A 15,783-nucleotide genomic window follows, 5' to 3' on the forward strand; every position below is an offset into this window, starting at 1 on the left:
TGACCGCCCGGCGGTCACTCCGGGTCGCCGTGCAGCATCCAGGCGATCCCGAAACGGTCGACGAGCATGCCGAACGTCCCGCCCCACGGCGGCACATCGAGCGGCATCGTGATCGTGGCGCCCTCGGAGAGGCGGTCCCACACCTGCCGGGTCACCTCCTGGGTGTTGCCGCTCAGGGACACGGAGACGCCCTGCGGCTTCTCGTAGGTCATGCCCTCCGGGGTGTCCGAGGCCATGAGCACGAGGCCGTCGGGGGTGGTGAGCTGCGCATGCATCACGAGGTCCTTCTGGCTCGGATCCTGCACCATGTCGGGGAAGTCGCCGAAGACCGTGATGTCGAGATCTCCGCCGAGGACTCCCCGGTAGAACTCCATGGCCTCGCGGGCCTCGGTGCGGAAGGACAGGTAGGGATTGAGGTTCGCCATGCGTGCTCCTGGTCGCTCGACTGCTGGAAGACCCCCGCCCTCCTCAGTCTGCGCGCGCCGGCACCGCCTCGGCAAGCCATTCTGCGAACGTCTGCGTCCCGCGCACGGCATCCGGTCCCGGCAGCGCCTTCCCCGCGCGCATCCCCGCCATCTGCGGGCCGGGCACGTTCAGCGCCGGGATCCAGCCGCGGTACCCGATGCGCCGCGCGTACGCCCGCACCATGTCGGCGAGCTGCTCTTCGCGGGGGCCGGCGAAGTCAGGCACTCGACCCTGCGCGTCCCCGATCGCGAGCGTGACGAGCCGCTCCGCGACCTCGCGGGCCGCCACCGGCTGCGTGCGCGCACGCGGAGCGAGATGCAGCGGCCCCGCCTTCGCGCGCGCGAACATCTGGGCGGCGAACTCGTGGAACTGCGTGGCGCGGAGGATCGTCGAGGGGACGGCGGCCGCGGAGACCAGTTTCTCCTGGGCCACCTTTCCCGCGTAGTAGTCGTAGGGGATCCGGTCGATGCCGACGATGGAGAGCAGGACGACGTGTCCCACGCCGGTGTCCGCGGCGGCGGCGAGGAGCTTCCCGGTGGCGGCGGTGAAGAACTCGATCGCCGTGCTCGCCTTCAGGGTCTCGACGCTCACGACATCGATCACGGCATCGGCTCCGGTCAGCGCCGCCTCCAGCCCGCGCCCGCTGACCAGGTCGACGCCGTGCGAACGACTGAGCACGACGGCCTCATGACCGGCGCTCCGGACGGCCTCCACCGTGGGCGTGCCGACGACGCCTGTCCCTCCTGCGACGACGATCCTCATGCGTCGATCCTCAATCCCGATCCAGCCCGAACGTGCGCTTCACGAGCGCCTGCACATGAAGGTCGAGCCCGTCGATGCGGGTGTTGACGCCGTCGATGCGTGTGCCGACCGCGTCGAAGCGGGTGTTGACCGCATCGAAGCGCGCGGTCATCTCGTTGCGCAGGCCGCCGATCTCGCTGCGCAGGACGCGGATGAACAGCGTCGAGACGACCGTCAGCATGCCCATCATCAGCGCCGTGAACGCGCCGATCATGGTCCAGACCTGTGCACCGTCCATGGTTTCCATCCCCTCATCGTGGCACCGGATCCTTCAGCCTGCCAGCATCCTGGCGGACGCCACGCCCGGCGACTCGCGCTCTGTGGAGATACCGGGAATAGCGGGGATTGGGGAGGAGGGGCCGGGCGAGGATCCCTCCTCACCCGGCCCTCGGTCAGTCGCCCTTCACGTTGACGAGCTGGCGCAGCGTGTGCCGGATCCGCACCAGGCTCGCCGCATCGTCCATCACCCGATCGATGGGCTTGTAGGCCTGGGGGATCTCATCGATGAAGGCGTCGGTGTCCCGGAACTCGATTCCGGCCATCGCCTCCCGCAGCTGCGCGTGCGTGAACGTCTTCCGTGCCGCGGACCGCGAGTACTCCCGCCCGGCTCCGTGCGGGGAGGAGTTCAGCGACAGTGGATCGCCGCGTCCCTCCACCACGTACGATGCCGTGCCCATCGACCCGGGGATGAGGCCCGGCCGACCCGCGTCCGCCTGGATCGCGCCCTTGCGGGACACCCAGACGCGCTTTCCGAAGTGCATCTCCGACTCCGTGAAGTTGTGGTGGCAGTTGATCCGCTCCTTCTCCTCGACCGGGGCGCCGAGGAAAGCGGAGAGCTGCCGGATGACGCGGTCCATCATCTCCTCGCGGTTCAGCAGCGCGAAGTGCTGCGCCCACCGGAGCTCGCGGATGTAGCGCGTGAACTCCGGCGTGCCCTCGACGAGGTAGGCCAGGTCGGGGTCGGGCAGGTCGATCCACCACTGCTTCGCCAGCCGCTGCGCGACCGCGATGTGGTGCCCGGCGATCCTGTTGCCCACGCCACGGGATCCGGAATGCAGGAACAGCCAGACCCGGTCGAGCTCATCCACTGACACCTCGATGAAGTGGTTCCCCGAGCCGAGCGTGCCGAGCTGGAGCCGCCAGTTCTTCGCGTAGCCCTCGGGGTCGAACTCGGCCGCACGTGCTCGCTCCTCCAGCTCGGCGATGCGCGGTGCGGCCGTCGCCACGACCTTGTTGTTGTAGCGCCCGGCGGACAGCGGGATCGCGCGCTCGATCTGCTCCCGGAGCGCGGCGAGGTCGCGCCCGTCGACGTCGTCCTTCGTGAACGGCGTGCGGACGGCGATCATGCCGCAGCCGATGTCGACGCCGACGGCCGCGGGGATGATCGCGCCGAGCGTCGGGATGACAGACCCGACGGTCGCGCCCTTGCCGAGGTGCGCATCCGGCATCAGCGCCAGGTGCGGGTGGATGAACGGCATGCGTGAGGTGGTGCGGGCCTGATCGAGGGTCTTCTCATCGATCAGAGACGCCCACGACAGCAGCCGCGCGGAGAGCCTCTCCATGATTCCTTTCCTTGTGGTGGTGTCCGGCCACAGGTCAGGGAGTCTTCCGACGGAAAACGCCCCGGACCTGACGGTGCGAGGCGTTGCGAGAGCGGATGCTGTCACACGGCGCGCGCCGGAGGGTACGACTCGTCGCGGTCATTGCGCTTCTGCGGAAGGGGCAATGCCACGTTCTGGGGAAGATTCCGCGGGGCGGTCATCCGTCGTCTCCTCGGCTGGTGTGCGGCGCCGGTCGGCACAGCCTTGCCACCCTAGGCGGCGACACGCCCGGGCGTCAAGCGTCCTTCGGCGGGTTGTACATGAACTCGAGCCGGATGCCGTCGGCGTCCTCCACGAAGGAGGCGTAATACCGCTCGCTGTACCGCGGATACTCCTTCGGCTCGCGCACCGCGGTCCAGCCGGCGTCGAGAGCGAGGTCGTGGAGTCGGTCGACCTCGGCGCGCGACGGCACCGCGAAGGCCATGTGCTGCCAGCCGACGCGGCCGTGGCGGTGGGGGGTGGAGTCGTCGTCCCACGTGTAGAGGATGATCTCGGTCTCGTCGCCGGTGTGCCAGGAGATCGAGTGATCGTCCTCCCCACCGAGCTCGTAGCCGAGCGCGGTGAGCACGGGATGGAACTGCGCGCGTCCGCGTTCCAGGTCGGCGACGGTGATGCCCAGGTGATCGAGGAGAGCCATGCGCCCAGTCTGTCAGCGCAGCGGTCGCCTGTCAGTGCGGAGCGTGGTATTCGGCTTCGCCGCGCTTCCAGTAGCCCTTCACGACGGCGTTCGCGCTGTCCACGCCCCAGCGTGCGAGCAGGGCACGGCCGGGCTTCACGATGGACTGCTCGGCGGCGATGAACACGAACGGGTCGTCTCCGACGACGTCGTCCGTGGTCAGCGCGTCGAGGAAGGCGATCAGCGCGGAGCCGGCCGGCGCGTCGCCGCGGTGCAGCCACTCGACAGGCACCGGAGCGTCGATCTCGAGCTCGCGGCCGGCCGACACCGTCTCGATGACGATGCGTGCGGGGGTGCCGGCAGGGATGAGGGCGGCGAAGCGGCGGATCGCGGGGATGGCGGTCTCGTCGCCGACGAGGAGCCAGGATCCCGGCTCTCCGGTGAGGACCGCGGCGCCGCGCGGCCCGCCCACGCCGATGGTCGACCCGAGCGGGGCGTTCGCGGCCCACGGGGCGGCCACGCCCTGATCGCCGTGCACGGCGAACTCCACGTCGAGCCAGTCGTCACCCCAGGCGAGGGGCGTGTACTCGCGGCTCGGGGAGGCCCGCAGCTCCTCCACCGAGTCCACGGGGCCGCTCGGGAAGAAGAGCCGCATGTGGTCGTCGGAGCCCGGGGAGTCGAAGCCGGCGAGGTCGGGCCCGGTCAGGCGGACGCGCACGAAATCCGGAGCGAGCCATTCGCGGGCGCTCAGCGTGACGTTGCGGAAGCGCAGCTCGAGGCCGCGACGCTCGATCGAGAAACCGGATTTCGTATCGCTCATAAAGTAAGGCTAACCTAAAAACCGACGAGGTCGGCTCACCCGCCCGTCGGACCGGCGCCCCGCGAGGGCGCACACATCCCCGCAGAACAGGAGTCTCTCCATGTCCGTGCCCAGAACCCTCACCGCCACGAGCGTCGCTCTCGTCGGCCTGCTCGCCCTCTCCGGCTGCGCGTCCGGCGGCGAAGCCGAACCCGAAGAGACGACGGCGGAATCGGGGACCGTGACCATCGAGGACAACACCGGCACGCACGAGATCACCACGCCGCCGGCCTCGGTCGTCGCTCTGGACAACCGGACCTTCCAGACCCTCTCCGACTGGGGTATCGAGCTCTCCGCCGGCGCGGTCTCCCTCATGCCGGAGACCGTCTCCTACGTGAAGGACGAGGACATCGTCGACATCGGCCTGCACACCGAGCCCGACCTCGAGGCCATCGTCGCCGCCGACCCCGATCTCATCATCAGCGGCCAGCGGTTCACGCAGCACAACGAGGCCATCGCCGAGCTCGTGCCTGACGCCACGATCATCGACCTGGAGCCGCGGGACGGCGAGCCCTTCGACGAGGAGCTCAAGCGGCAGACCACCGCCCTGGGCGAGATCTTCGGCAAGCAGGACGAGGCCCAGAAGCTCGTCGAGGAGTTCGACGCCGCTGTGGACCGCGCGAAGGCGGCCTACGACGACGCCGACACCGTCATGGCGGTGAACACCTCGGGCGGGCAGATCGGCTACCTCGCTCCGACCGTCGGCCGCTCGCTGGGACCGATCTACGACATGCTCGGCCTCACGCCGGCACTGCAGGTCGACGACGCGACCGACGACCACCAGGGCGACGAGATCTCGGTCGAGGCGATCGCCGCCTCGAACCCCGACTGGATCCTGGTGCTCGACCGCGACGCCGTGTTCGCGGCGGAGACGCCGGACTACGTGCAGGCGGCGGAGATCATTGAGAACTCCGAGGCGCTCGCCGGCGTGACCGCCGTGAAGGACGACCAGATCGTCTACATGCCCACGGACACCTACCTCAACGAGAGCATCCAGACGTACACGACCTTCCTCAACGACCTCGCCGACGCGCTCGAGAAGAGCGCCGACAAGTAAGGGCTGTGCGGCGGCGTCCCGACCGGGGCGCCGCCGCCGGCATCCCCCATGACCTCTCCTCTCCTCACACCGACACCGCGATCGTCCGCACGGCTGTTCGATCCGAAGCTGCTCATCGGCGTCCTCGTCGTGGCGGCACTCCTGGTGATCTCGCTCTTCACCGGCGTGTACGACATCGCCGGCGCGGACGACGGCGCGCAGATGTTCCAGATCACCCGCATCCCCCGGACCATCGCGCTCGTGCTCGCGGGCGCGGCGATGGCGATGGCCGGCCTCGTGATGCAGCTGCTCACGCAGAACCGCTTCGTGGAGCCGACCACCACCGGGACCACGGAGTGGGCAGGGCTCGGGCTCCTCATCGTGATGGTGCTCGTGCCGCAGCCCTCCCTTGCGCTGCGCATGGCCGGAGCCGTGCTCGCCGCGTTCGTCGGCACGATGGTGTTCTTCGCGTTCCTCCGCCGCGTCGCGTTGAAGTCGTCGCTCATCGTGCCCATCGTCGGCATCATGCTGGGCGCGGTGGTCGGCGCCATCACGACCTACTTCGCCCTCGCCACGAACTCGCTGCAGATCATCGGCGTCTGGTTCGCGGGCAGCTTCACGTCGGTCATGCGCGGCCAGTACGAGATGCTGTGGATCGTCGCCCTCATCGGCGTCATCGTCTTCCTCGTGGCCGACCGGCTGACCATCGCCGGGCTGGGGGAGGAGGTCGCCACCAACGTCGGGGTGAACTACAACCGGATGATCCTGCTCGGCACCGCCCTCATCGCGGTGACGACCGGCGTGGTCACCGTCGTCGTCGGCAACCTCCCCTTCCTGGGGCTCATCGTCCCGAACATCGTCTCGATGGTCCGCGGCGACGACCTGCGCAGCAACCTGCCGTGGGTGTGTCTTCTCGGCATCGCGATCGTCACGGTCTGCGACATCATCGGGCGGACGATCATCATGCCGTTCGAGGTGCCGGTGTCGCTGATCCTCGGTGTCGTCGGCGCGGTCGTGTTCGTGCTCCTCCTCCTTCGGCAGCGTCGTCGTGGCTGAGGCGACGATGACGGCGACCCCCGCCCCGCGGACGACGCGGTCGGCCGGGGCGTTCACGACCCCACGGGCGCGCCGCCGCTACATCGTCGTGCTGGTGGTGCTCGGCGTGATCGCCCTCGGTTCCGCCTTCGGTCTCCTCGCCTGGGACAACCCTCTCCCCGTCGGCACCCCCGGTTTCTGGCGCATCGCGCAGCACCGCGCGACCGCCGTGGTCGTGATGGCGCTCGTCGCGGTCGCCCAGGCCGTCGCCACGGTGAGCTTCCAGACGGTCACGAACAACCGGATCATCACTCCGTCGATCATGGGCTTCGAGTCGTTGTACCGCGTCGTGCAGACCACGACCGTGTACCTCTTCGGGGTCGCGGGGCTGGTGGCGATCCAGGGCGTCGGTCAGTTCGCCCTCCAGGTGCTCGTCATGGTCGGGCTCGCCGTCGTGCTCTACGGGTGGCTGCTCTCGGGGCGATACGGCAACCTCCAGATCATGCTGCTCGTGGGCATCGTGATCGGGGGCGGCCTCGGGGCGATCGCCACCTTCATGCAGCGGCTGCTCACCCCCAGCGAGTTCGATGTGCTCGCCGCGCGGCTGTTCGGCAACGTCTCCAACGCCGACCCGTCGTACCTCCCGCTCGCGGTCCCGCTCGTGATCGCGGCGTCCGCCCTGCTGTGGCTGCGGTCCCGGCGGTTGAACGTGCTCGCGCTCGGTCCCGATGCCGCGCGGTCGCTGGGGCTCGACCACCGCAGGGAGCAGTTCCTCGTCCTGACGCTCGTCGCGGTGCTGATGGCCACCTCCACCGCCCTGGTCGGACCGATGACCTTCCTGGGCTTCCTCGTGGCGACGCTCGCCTACCAGTTCGCCGACACGCACGACCATCGGCTGATCTTCCCGGTCGCCGTCCTCACCGCGTTCTCGATCCTGGCGGGGGCGTACTTCGTCATGAAGAACGTCTTCTACGCGCAGGGCATGGTGTCGATCCTCATCGAGATCGTGGGCGGCACCGTGTTCCTCATCGTCATCCTCCGAAAGGGCAGACTGTGATCGCACTCGACGGCGTCCGCCGTGACTACAGCAGCGAGGTGGCGATCGGCCCCGTCGACCTCCGTATCCCGACCGGCGGCATCACCGCCCTCATCGGGCCGAACGGTGCGGGCAAGTCGACGCTCCTGACCATGATCGGCCGGCTGAACGGGATGGACGCCGGAGCCATCGAGATCGCCGGGCTCGACGTCGCCTCCACGAAGTCGAAGGATCTGGCCAAGGTGGTCTCGATCCTCCGCCAGGAGAACCACTTCGTGACCAGGCTCACCGTGCGGCAGCTCGTGGGCTTCGGCCGCTTCCCGCACTCCCAGGGGCGGTTGACGAGGGCCGACGAGGAGGTCATCAGCCAGGCGATCGACTTCCTCGATCTGGGGGCGCTCGAGGGGCGCTACCTCGACGAGCTCTCCGGAGGACAGCGGCAGCGGGCCTACGTGGCCATGGTCCTCGCGCAGGACACGGAGTTCGTGCTGCTGGACGAGCCCCTCAACAACCTTGACATGCGGCATGCCGTGCAGATGATGAAGCACCTGCGGCGGGCGGCGGAGGAGCTCGGGCGGACGATCGTCATCGTGCTGCACGACATCAACTTCGCCGGGCACTACGCCGACCACATCTGCGCCATGAAGGACGGCCGGGTGGTGGAGTTCGGCCCGCCGGCGGAGATCATGACGGACGACGTGCTGAGCCGGGTGTTCGACACCCCGGTACAGGTCATGGAGGGCCCGTCCGGCCCCCTCGCCGTCTACTACTGACGGGCGTCAGAGCTCGACGCCGTGGTCCTCGTCGTTCACGCCCGCGTTGTGGCCGCGGCGGGACTCGTAGCCGAGGAACCAGCCGAACCACACGATCGCGGCGAGCAGCACGCCCAGCCAGACGTTCTGGAAGATGAGGCCGAGGACGACACCGGCGATCAGCAGGCCGACCGTGACGAAGGTGCGCAGGGCGGTACGGGACATGCGCTCAGCATACGTCGGTCGCTGCGATCACAGACCGATCAGCGTCGGCGGTGGTCTTCCGGGGCGAGCCGGGGCCCGCGCCGTGCCTCGGCGACGCCGCTCGCGAAGATGAGCCGGATGACGCGCTGCCGGTGGCCGGCCCAGGGAGCGAGCAGTTCGATCATGCCGGCATCGTCCGTGCGGTGCCCGGTCAGGGCATGCCCGACCTCGTGCGCCAGATGGTAGTCGCCCACACTGACGGCATCGGGGTCGCCCAGCGCGCGGATCCGGGTCTCCGCAGCGGTCCAGACGCCGACCCCGGGCAGGCTCGTGAGCACGCGGTCACGGTCAGCGCCGGTCGTGGCCGCTCGGACGGCAGCGGCGATGCGGTCGCCGCGCTCCGCCGCCCGCACGATGGTCTTCGACTGGGGCGGCTCCACTCCGGCGCGATGCCACGCCCAGGACGGGATGCGTCGCCACTGCGCCGCCGTGGGAGCGACGGCCATCGGTCGCGGCGTCGGCCCCGGTGCCGGGTCGCCGTAGCGCGACACGAGGTACCTCCAGGCGCCGAAGGCCTGCATGGAGGTGACCTTCTGCTCGAGGATGCCGCAGGCGAGGGCATCGAAGACCTCATCCGTCCGCGCGAGCCGGATGCCGGGGTGTCGCCGGGCCGCCTCGGCGATGAGGGGGTGCAGGGAGGGATCGAAGCCGGTCGGGTCGTCGCCGGCACCGCACAGCGCCGGCACGAGGGCGAGGGCGTGCTCGGCACCCGGACCCCAGGCGGTCGCCTTGACCTCGTTCCCCGACATCCGCAGAGCGAGCGTCGACGGACCCTGCGGTGTGCGGACCGCGCGCCAGATGACCGGGCCGTCGAAGACCGTCGTCGGATCGGTGCCGCCGCGGCGCAGCATGCCGACGGTGCGCCGGAGATCGAGCGGATGCGGCGGGCGGTACGTCGTCTCCCGCGGAGGGTCCGCGTGGACGGCGCCCGCCGTCGCGGGGGCGGCGGCGAGGGTCATACGCCCACCCTACGCGCGGCTCCTGACACCGGCCTCCCGGCGAGGGGAGCGCGTCAGAAGCGGTCGGGCGACGGGGTTCCGTGGCCGTAGCGGATGACGACGTCGGCGTGACGGTCGAACCGGTAGCCGATGCCGCGCACGGTGCGGACGATGTCCTCGTACCGGCCGAGCTTCGCCCGCAGCCGGCGCACGTGCACGTCGATCGTGCGCTCGCCCGGCGTCTCGTCGTCCTGGGCCTGCCAGAGGGCGGCGACGAGCTCGCTGCGCTCGATCGTGCGGCCCTCGCGGAGGACGAGGTACTGCAGCAGCTCGAACTCCTTGTAGGTGAAGGCGGCGGATTCGCCGTCGATGAGCACGCGCTTGCGGGAGATGTCGACCGTGACGCCGGACTCCTCGGGCGTGGTCTCCTCCTCGGCAGCGGCCTTGGTGCGGGCGATCGCGCCGGGTTCCTGCAGGGCGAGACGCACGACGTCGAGGTCTCGGCCGCCGGAGCCGTGCGGGGCGAGGGCGACGGTGGCGTGGGTCTCGGCGCCGGGCGCGAGCTCGGCCAGCGTGCGGCGGAGGGCGTCGACGAGCAGCGGAAGGCTCACACCGGCTTCGGCGGCCTTGATCTCGTCCAGGCCGACGTAGAGGGCGAAGCCGCGGGGCGAGCGGACGGCGGGGAGATCGGCGCCGGCCGGGGCCAGCGGGGCCGACGACTCGGCGGGTCGGACGGTGCGGTTCGGGGCGGTGACGGCGGGACGCTCGAGAAGGGCGGAGTTCGACATGATGATGGGTCCTCAGGACGTGAGCCCGACGGGAGGGGGCTCGGATGCGTTGCACGAATGACCGGCGGAGCCGGGGAAGCGAGCACGGGTGTGTGCTCGGGACGCTGCTCTCGCAGATGGCGAGGAGTCAGGTCAGGCGAGGTGGCTGTTCGTTCAGCGACACATTCGGCAACACATGTCAACGCGACCGGGCATCATCATCCCGGCAGTCCCGTTCGCCTCCTGGGCGGACAAAGGGCGTGCGTTGATGGTCATGGGGGGATTATGTCCGATCGTGACGGGACATGTCAAAACGCCCGGGCGCGTCGCAAGAGGCGTAACCTGACACGGATGACGATCTCGCACACCGTCGGCGGCTTCATCCTGACCGACGAGAAGGACGCATCGCGGTACACCCTCACGCGCGACGGGAAGCTCGTCAGCGTGCTCGACTACCGGGACGACGGCCACACGGTCGCGCTCACCCGGGCCTACACGGTCCCGGCATTCCGCGGGAACGGGTACGCCGGGAAGGTGGTCGAGGGGGCGGTGGCCGACATCGCGGAGCGCGGCGACCGCAAGGTGGACGCCGTGTGCTGGTACGTGGCGGAGTGGTTCGCCGCGCACCCCGAGCAGTCGGGTCTGCTCCGCACGCGCTGACCTTCCGCCTGTATGACGAACTGTTACGGCCGCCGCCTGCGAGGATGAGGGCATGAGACTCGCCGAAGCCCTCGCCGCCCGCGCCGACCTGCAGCGCCGCATCGAGCAGCTGCGGGCGCGCATCGTCGCGAACGCCCGGTACCAGGAGGGCGAGGAGCCCGCCGAGGACGCGACGGCGTTGATCGAGGAGGCGGATGCTGCGTTGACCCAGCTGCAGAGCCTCATCCGCCGCATCAACGTCACGAACGCCCGGCTCGACCTCGGCCCGGACGGAACCATGACCGACGCGCTGGCCGCGCGGGACGTGCTGCGCCTGCGTCACGCCGTGCTCACGGACGCGGCGGCCGCGGCTTCGGGGGCGAACGAGCAGTACCTGCGCCAGATGCGCTCGGAGCTGCGGCAGGTGTCGGCGCTGCCCGTCGCCGCGCTGCGTGCGCGGGCGGATGCGGTCGCCCAGGAGCTCCGAGAGCTCGACAACCGGATCCAGCAGGCGAACTGGTCGCACGACCTCGAGGAGGAGAGCGGAAGTCGGTAGTCGCGACGGAGCGGGCACAACCCTCAGCCGGCGGGGCAAGCCCGGCTCCTGTGGGCGGAGGGCAGCCCTGATCTCGCATCGCGCAGCCCCGCACGCCGCACAGGTGAAGGTGCACAGCGCATCTTGCATCACCGCGTGCCGGCCGCCGCGACGAGGGTGGGTCAGGGGACCTTCCGCTTCCTCCTCGTGACTCGGGAGATGGCGCTCCCGGCACGCCTCGGAGGGAATGTCCGAGGGTCTTCGTACCGTGGGGGTATGCGGATCCTGCACACCTCGGACTGGCACATCGGCCGGACGTTCCATGGCAACTCCACCATGGATGCGCTCACCGAGGTGCTCGCCGCCCTGACCACGCAGGTCAGGGAGCACGAGGTGGACGTCGTCATCGTCGCGGGCGACGTGTTCGACTCCGCCACGCCCTCGGCCGCCGCCTACACCCTGCTCGGAGACGCTCTCGTCGGTCTGCACGAGACGGGCGCGCGGGTGGTCGTCACCAGTGGCAACCACGACTCCGCCGCGCGGCTCGGGTTCCAGGCCCGACTGCTGCGCGACGGCATCCACGTGCTCACCGATCCCCTCGCGGTCGGTACGCCCGTCACGATCGACGATGCCCACGGTCCCGTGCACTTCTTCGGTATCCCGTACCTGGAGCCCGCGATCGTCCGCCAGCACTGGCCGGAGGGCGACGCCGAGGGGCGGCAGCTGCGCACGCAGGCCCAGACCATGACGCACGCGATGACGCTCGTCCGCGCGGGCATGCAGGAGCACGAGGGCCGGTCGGTCGCCATCGCCCACTGCTTCGCCGCGGGCGTGGAGCCGACGGAGGGGCTGGAGCGCGAGGTGCGGCAGGGCGGCCTCGACGTCGTCCCCGTCCGCGCGTTCGACGGTCCCGACTACGTCGCACTGGGCCACATCCACGGTCGCCAGCAGGTGAGCGAGCGGGTGCGGTACGCCGGTGCTCCGCTGCACTACAGCTTCGGCGAACAGCACAAGCCGCGCGGCTCCTGGCTCGTCGACCTGGATGCCGACGGCCTTGCGGGCGTCGAGTGGCTCGAGCTTCCGGTTCCGCGGCGACTGGTCACGCTGACCGGCACCTTCGAGGAGATCCTCTCCGCAGGGAGCGTGGCCGCGCACGCCGACGCCTGGGTGTGCGCCGTCTATACCGACGCCGTGCCGCAGACCGAGCCCATGCGACGGCTCCGCGAGGCGTACCCGCACTGTGCCATGGTGCAGCATCAGCCCGCTGCGACGGGAGAGGAGCGCGAGCGCTCGTACGGTGAGCGGCTGCGGTCCGCGGTGACCGATGCCGACCGCATCGAGGCGTTCCTCGAGCACGTGCGCGCCGGCCAGGGAGCCACCGAGGTCGAACGCGAGCTGATCCGCGAGGTGCTCGACGACCGGGTCCGCGCGGAAGCTCTCGTCTAGTGCGGCTGCATCGTCTGGAGGTCGAGGGGTTCGGCCCGTTCCGTGCGCGGCAGACCGTGGACTTCGACGCCTTCGCCGACGACGGGATCTTCCTCATCGCCGGCCGCACCGGAGCGGGGAAGTCGAGCATCCTCGATGCGGTCTGCTTCGGGCTGTACGGCGGGGTGCCGCGGTACGACGGCGGGGAGAAGAGGCTCCGCAGCGACCACAGCGAACCGGACGACCCCTCCGAGGTCGTCGTCGAGTTCAGCACGCCGTCCGGCCGCTACCGGGTCACGCGTTCCCCCGAGTACCTCCGGCCGGCCCGGCGGGGAGGAGGCCTGACGAAGCAGGCGGCGGCGGTCTCCCTGGAGGAGCTCACGGATGACGGCTGGGTCGGCCGCGCGGCGCGGGCCGTCGACGTGGCGCACGAGCTCGACGACATCCTCCAGCTCAGCCGCGAGCAGTTCCTGCAGGTGATCCTGCTGGCCCAGAACCGGTTCTCGGAGTTCCTGCTCGCAGGCAGCAGGGACCGGCAGGCGCTGCTGCGCCGGCTCTTCGGCACCGAGCGTTTCGAAGACGTGCAGGCGCGGTTCGACGAGCGGCGGCGCCACGCCGAGCAGAGCCTCGGGGCGCGTCTCGCCACGGTGTCCGCCCGGCTGGACGAGGCCGAGCGCCTCGTGGCGGATGCCGACCTGGGGCGCGACGCCGGCGACGCCGACGGTGAGGTCGGACCGGAGGCGCAGGGGGAGGGCATCACGACGGCCGATCGCCTGGCGGAGCTGGAACGGGCGCAGGCTCGCGCTGCGTACCGGGCGGAACGGCGCGCTGCCGAGCGTCAGGAGGCGGAGAAGCGGTTCGAGGCCGCCGATGCTGTTCTGGCCGCCGCACGGGAGGATCAGCGTGCCCAGAGCGAGCGCGACCGTGCCCGTGCGGCGATGGCGCGCCTGGACGCCGAGGAGGAAGCCATCGCCGAGGCGAAGGCGGAGCTCGCCAGGGCGCGGGCGGCCGAGGTGCTGCGTTCCTCGATCACCGCGGCCGACCGTGCCGTGACGGCGGCTGATGACGCGGTGGCTGCGGAGAAGCGCGCACGCGCGGACTGGGATCAGCTCGGTGTCGAGACCGACGACCTCGATGCGTGGATCGCCGACCGGACACGGGCCTCCGGGGTCTGGGAGCGCGCCGTCGTGCTGGAGGCCGAAACACCACGCCGCGCCGCCGAGCGCGTCAGCGCAGAGGAGGCCGTCGCCACCGCCGAGCGCCGGTGCGCCGACGGCGAGGCGGAGCGCGCGGCGCTCCCCGGACGGATCGCCGCCGTCACCGCGGAGCGGGACGACGCCCGTCGGCTCGGCGACCGGCTCCCGGCCATGGAGAGCGCGCGCGTCGCTGCCGAGCTCCGCCGGGAGGCGGCGGAAGAGGCGGCACGTCTGCAGCAGGAGTGCGCCGCGGCCGACCGGGTCCTCGCCGAGGCGACGTCCGCGCAGGCCGCCGCGCAGTCGGCTCTGGCCGACCTGCGCCAGCGCCGGATCGACGGCATGGCCGGCGAGCTGGCGTCCGCTCTGATCGAGGATCACCCGTGCCCGGTGTGCGGGGCGCGGGAGCATCCGGCGCCGGCAGACCACAGCGCCGCGGTCTCCGTGGAGGACATCGCGGCTGCGGAGACCCGGAGGGACGAGGCGGCGCGCCGCGAGCAGCAGGCGAGCTCGACCTGCACGTCGCTGCAGGTCGAGCTCGCTGCGGCTCTGGCGCGCGCGGACGGACGAGACGTCGAGACGGCGAAGGCCGAGCTCGATGCCGCCGTGGCCGCCGAGAAGGAGGCCCTCGCCGCGGCCGAGGCCGCGCGGCTGCGCGACGGCGAGCTCGTCGAGCTCGGGGCCCAGCAGAGCGCGCTCGAGGAGCGGCGCGTCCAGGACGAGGCGGCCCTCGCCGAAGCCCGCGAGCAGCTCGCCCTGGTCGTCCAGCGCGACGAGGCCGCCCGTACGGCGATCGACGAGGCGCGATTGAGCTACGCGTCGGTGGCTGAGCGCATGGCGGAGGCCACCGCCCACCTCGCCGTCGCACGCCGCCTCCTCGACGCCGAAGCCGAACGGGCGCGGAGACAGCAGGCGGCGGCGGAGGCGGCTGCCGAGAGGGAGGCCGCCCTCGACGCCTCCGAGTTCTCCGACGTCGAGGCCGCCACCGCGGCGCTGCGTCCGCCGGCGGTGCAGACGGAGCTGGACGAGCGGGTGACGACGCACGCCGTGCAACGGGAGAAAGAGCGCGCCCTGCTCTTCGACCTCGAGCTGCGCACGCTGCCGGAGGAGCCGATCGACCTCGCGCCTCATGAGCAGGCGGCGCTCGACGCCAGAGCGGCGTGGTCCGCCGCCGTCGACGAGGCCACCAGGGCGGCGGGCGACGCGGTGCGGCTGGCCGGCCTCATCGACGCCGCGAAGGACGAGCACGCCCGCACGGCGGAGGATGCCGCGGCGTTCGAGGTCCTCCAGGCCCTCGCCGACACGATCGCTGGACGAGGGGCGAACACCCGCAAGATGACGCTGGAGACCTTCGTGCTGGCGGCGGAACTCGAGGAGATCGTCGATGCCGCCAACCGCCGCCTCCATGACATGTCGGAGGGGCGCTACCGCCTGCAGCACTCCGACGCCCTGGCTGCGCGCGGTGCCGCGTCCGGGCTGGGCATCGTGGTCGCCGACGCCTTCACCGGGCAGACCCGTCCGCCACAGTCGCTCTCGGGCGGCGAGACCTTCCTCACCTCCCTCGCGCTCGCCCTCGGACTGGCCGAGGTCGTGACGGCCCGCGCGGGGGGCATCCGCCTGGACACGCTGTTCATCGACGAGGGATTCGGGTCGCTCGACGGCGACACGCTCGACGTCGCGATGCGCACGCTCGACGAGCTGCGGCAGGGCGGTCGCACGGTCGGCGTCATCAGCCACGTCGAGGCGATGCAGGAGCAGATCCCGGCGCAGCTCACGGTCCGTGCGCTGCCGAACGGACCGAGCGTCATCGAGACGCGCTGA

17 protein-coding genes are annotated in these 15,783 nt (G+C 70.9%); 8 read left to right on the forward strand and 9 right to left on the reverse strand.

Annotation, left to right across the window (positions count from 1 at the left end; all coding sequences use genetic code 11):
* Window positions 1-14 precede the first annotated feature (14 nt).
* The 6 genes from CJ226_RS00590 to CJ226_RS00615 form a co-directional block, all read right to left on the reverse strand.
* Entirely contained in the window at window positions 15-425 is a 411-nt protein-coding gene (locus CJ226_RS00590) for a VOC family protein (protein ID WP_025104497.1), read from the reverse strand.
* A 43-nt stretch (window positions 426-468) separates the two neighbouring features.
* Window positions 469-1,227, reverse strand: coding sequence for an SDR family oxidoreductase (locus tag CJ226_RS00595; RefSeq protein WP_102208029.1), 759 nt, complete (start codon window positions 1,225-1,227; stop codon window positions 469-471).
* Window positions 1,228-1,237: 10 nt separating this feature from the next.
* A complete protein-coding gene (locus tag CJ226_RS00600; protein WP_102208030.1) occupies window positions 1,238-1,513 on the reverse strand; it encodes a hypothetical protein in 276 nt (91 codons plus the stop codon).
* Between the two features lie 145 nt (window positions 1,514-1,658).
* Entirely contained in the window at window positions 1,659-2,828 is a 1,170-nt protein-coding gene (locus tag CJ226_RS00605) for an RtcB family protein (protein WP_102208031.1), read from the reverse strand.
* A 274-nt stretch (window positions 2,829-3,102) separates the two neighbouring features.
* Entirely contained in the window at window positions 3,103-3,504 is a 402-nt protein-coding gene (locus CJ226_RS00610; RefSeq protein WP_025104493.1) for a VOC family protein, read from the reverse strand.
* Window positions 3,505-3,535: 31 nt separating this feature from the next.
* Window positions 3,536-4,303, reverse strand: a complete 768-nt coding sequence (locus CJ226_RS00615; RefSeq protein WP_102208032.1) for a siderophore-interacting protein — start codon at window positions 4,301-4,303, stop codon at window positions 3,536-3,538.
* Between the two features lie 100 nt (window positions 4,304-4,403).
* Between CJ226_RS00615 and CJ226_RS00620 the strand changes: the two genes are divergently transcribed.
* From CJ226_RS00620 to CJ226_RS00635, 4 genes are read left to right on the forward strand one after another with little or no spacing between them, the layout of a single operon-like run.
* Complete coding sequence (locus CJ226_RS00620; protein WP_102208033.1) at window positions 4,404-5,399, forward strand: siderophore ABC transporter substrate-binding protein; 996 nt, start codon at window positions 4,404-4,406, stop codon at window positions 5,397-5,399.
* 48 nt (window positions 5,400-5,447) lie between these two features.
* On the forward strand, window positions 5,448-6,434 hold the full coding sequence (locus CJ226_RS00625; protein WP_102208034.1) for an ABC transporter permease: 987 nt from the start codon (window positions 5,448-5,450) through the stop codon (window positions 6,432-6,434).
* A gap of 7 nt (window positions 6,435-6,441) precedes the next feature.
* The gene (locus CJ226_RS00630) at window positions 6,442-7,470 is read left to right on the forward strand and encodes an iron chelate uptake ABC transporter family permease subunit (protein WP_062635653.1); all 1,029 of its coding nucleotides are present in this window, start codon (window positions 6,442-6,444) and stop codon (window positions 7,468-7,470) included.
* A complete protein-coding gene (locus tag CJ226_RS00635; protein ID WP_102208035.1) occupies window positions 7,467-8,222 on the forward strand; it encodes an ABC transporter ATP-binding protein in 756 nt (251 codons plus the stop codon). The genes CJ226_RS00630 and CJ226_RS00635 overlap by 4 nt, the downstream gene beginning before the upstream one ends.
* 6 nt (window positions 8,223-8,228) lie before the next feature.
* On the opposite strand, the gene CJ226_RS00640 is transcribed toward CJ226_RS00635, so the two are convergent.
* From CJ226_RS00640 to CJ226_RS00650, 3 genes are read right to left on the reverse strand one after another with little or no spacing between them, the layout of a single operon-like run.
* Window positions 8,229-8,426, reverse strand: a complete 198-nt coding sequence (locus CJ226_RS00640) for a hypothetical protein (RefSeq protein WP_102208036.1) — start codon at window positions 8,424-8,426, stop codon at window positions 8,229-8,231.
* Window positions 8,427-8,464: 38 nt separating this feature from the next.
* A complete protein-coding gene (locus CJ226_RS00645) occupies window positions 8,465-9,424 on the reverse strand; it encodes a DNA-3-methyladenine glycosylase (protein ID WP_062635657.1) in 960 nt (319 codons plus the stop codon).
* A 53-nt stretch (window positions 9,425-9,477) separates the two neighbouring features.
* Window positions 9,478-10,191, reverse strand: coding sequence for a winged helix-turn-helix domain-containing protein (locus CJ226_RS00650; RefSeq protein WP_060921402.1), 714 nt, complete (start codon window positions 10,189-10,191; stop codon window positions 9,478-9,480).
* Between the two features lie 330 nt (window positions 10,192-10,521).
* Here CJ226_RS00650 and CJ226_RS00655 point away from each other — a divergent pair, with 330 nt between their 5' ends.
* From CJ226_RS00655 to CJ226_RS00670, 4 genes are all read left to right on the forward strand, one after another.
* Entirely contained in the window at window positions 10,522-10,830 is a 309-nt protein-coding gene (locus CJ226_RS00655) for a GNAT family N-acetyltransferase (RefSeq protein ID WP_025104484.1), read from the forward strand.
* A 52-nt stretch (window positions 10,831-10,882) separates the two neighbouring features.
* Window positions 10,883-11,365, forward strand: coding sequence for a DIP1984 family protein (locus CJ226_RS00660; protein ID WP_102208037.1), 483 nt, complete (start codon window positions 10,883-10,885; stop codon window positions 11,363-11,365).
* 255 nt (window positions 11,366-11,620) lie between these two features.
* Window positions 11,621-12,790, forward strand: coding sequence for an exonuclease SbcCD subunit D (locus CJ226_RS00665; protein ID WP_102208038.1), 1,170 nt, complete (start codon window positions 11,621-11,623; stop codon window positions 12,788-12,790).
* Entirely contained in the window at window positions 12,790-15,783 is a 2,994-nt protein-coding gene (locus tag CJ226_RS00670; protein ID WP_102208039.1) for an AAA family ATPase, read from the forward strand. Before CJ226_RS00665 ends, CJ226_RS00670 begins: the two co-directional genes overlap by 1 nt.

The organism is Microbacterium sp. UMB0228, assembly GCF_002871415.1.
Classification (GTDB): domain Bacteria; phylum Actinomycetota; class Actinomycetes; order Actinomycetales; family Microbacteriaceae; genus Microbacterium.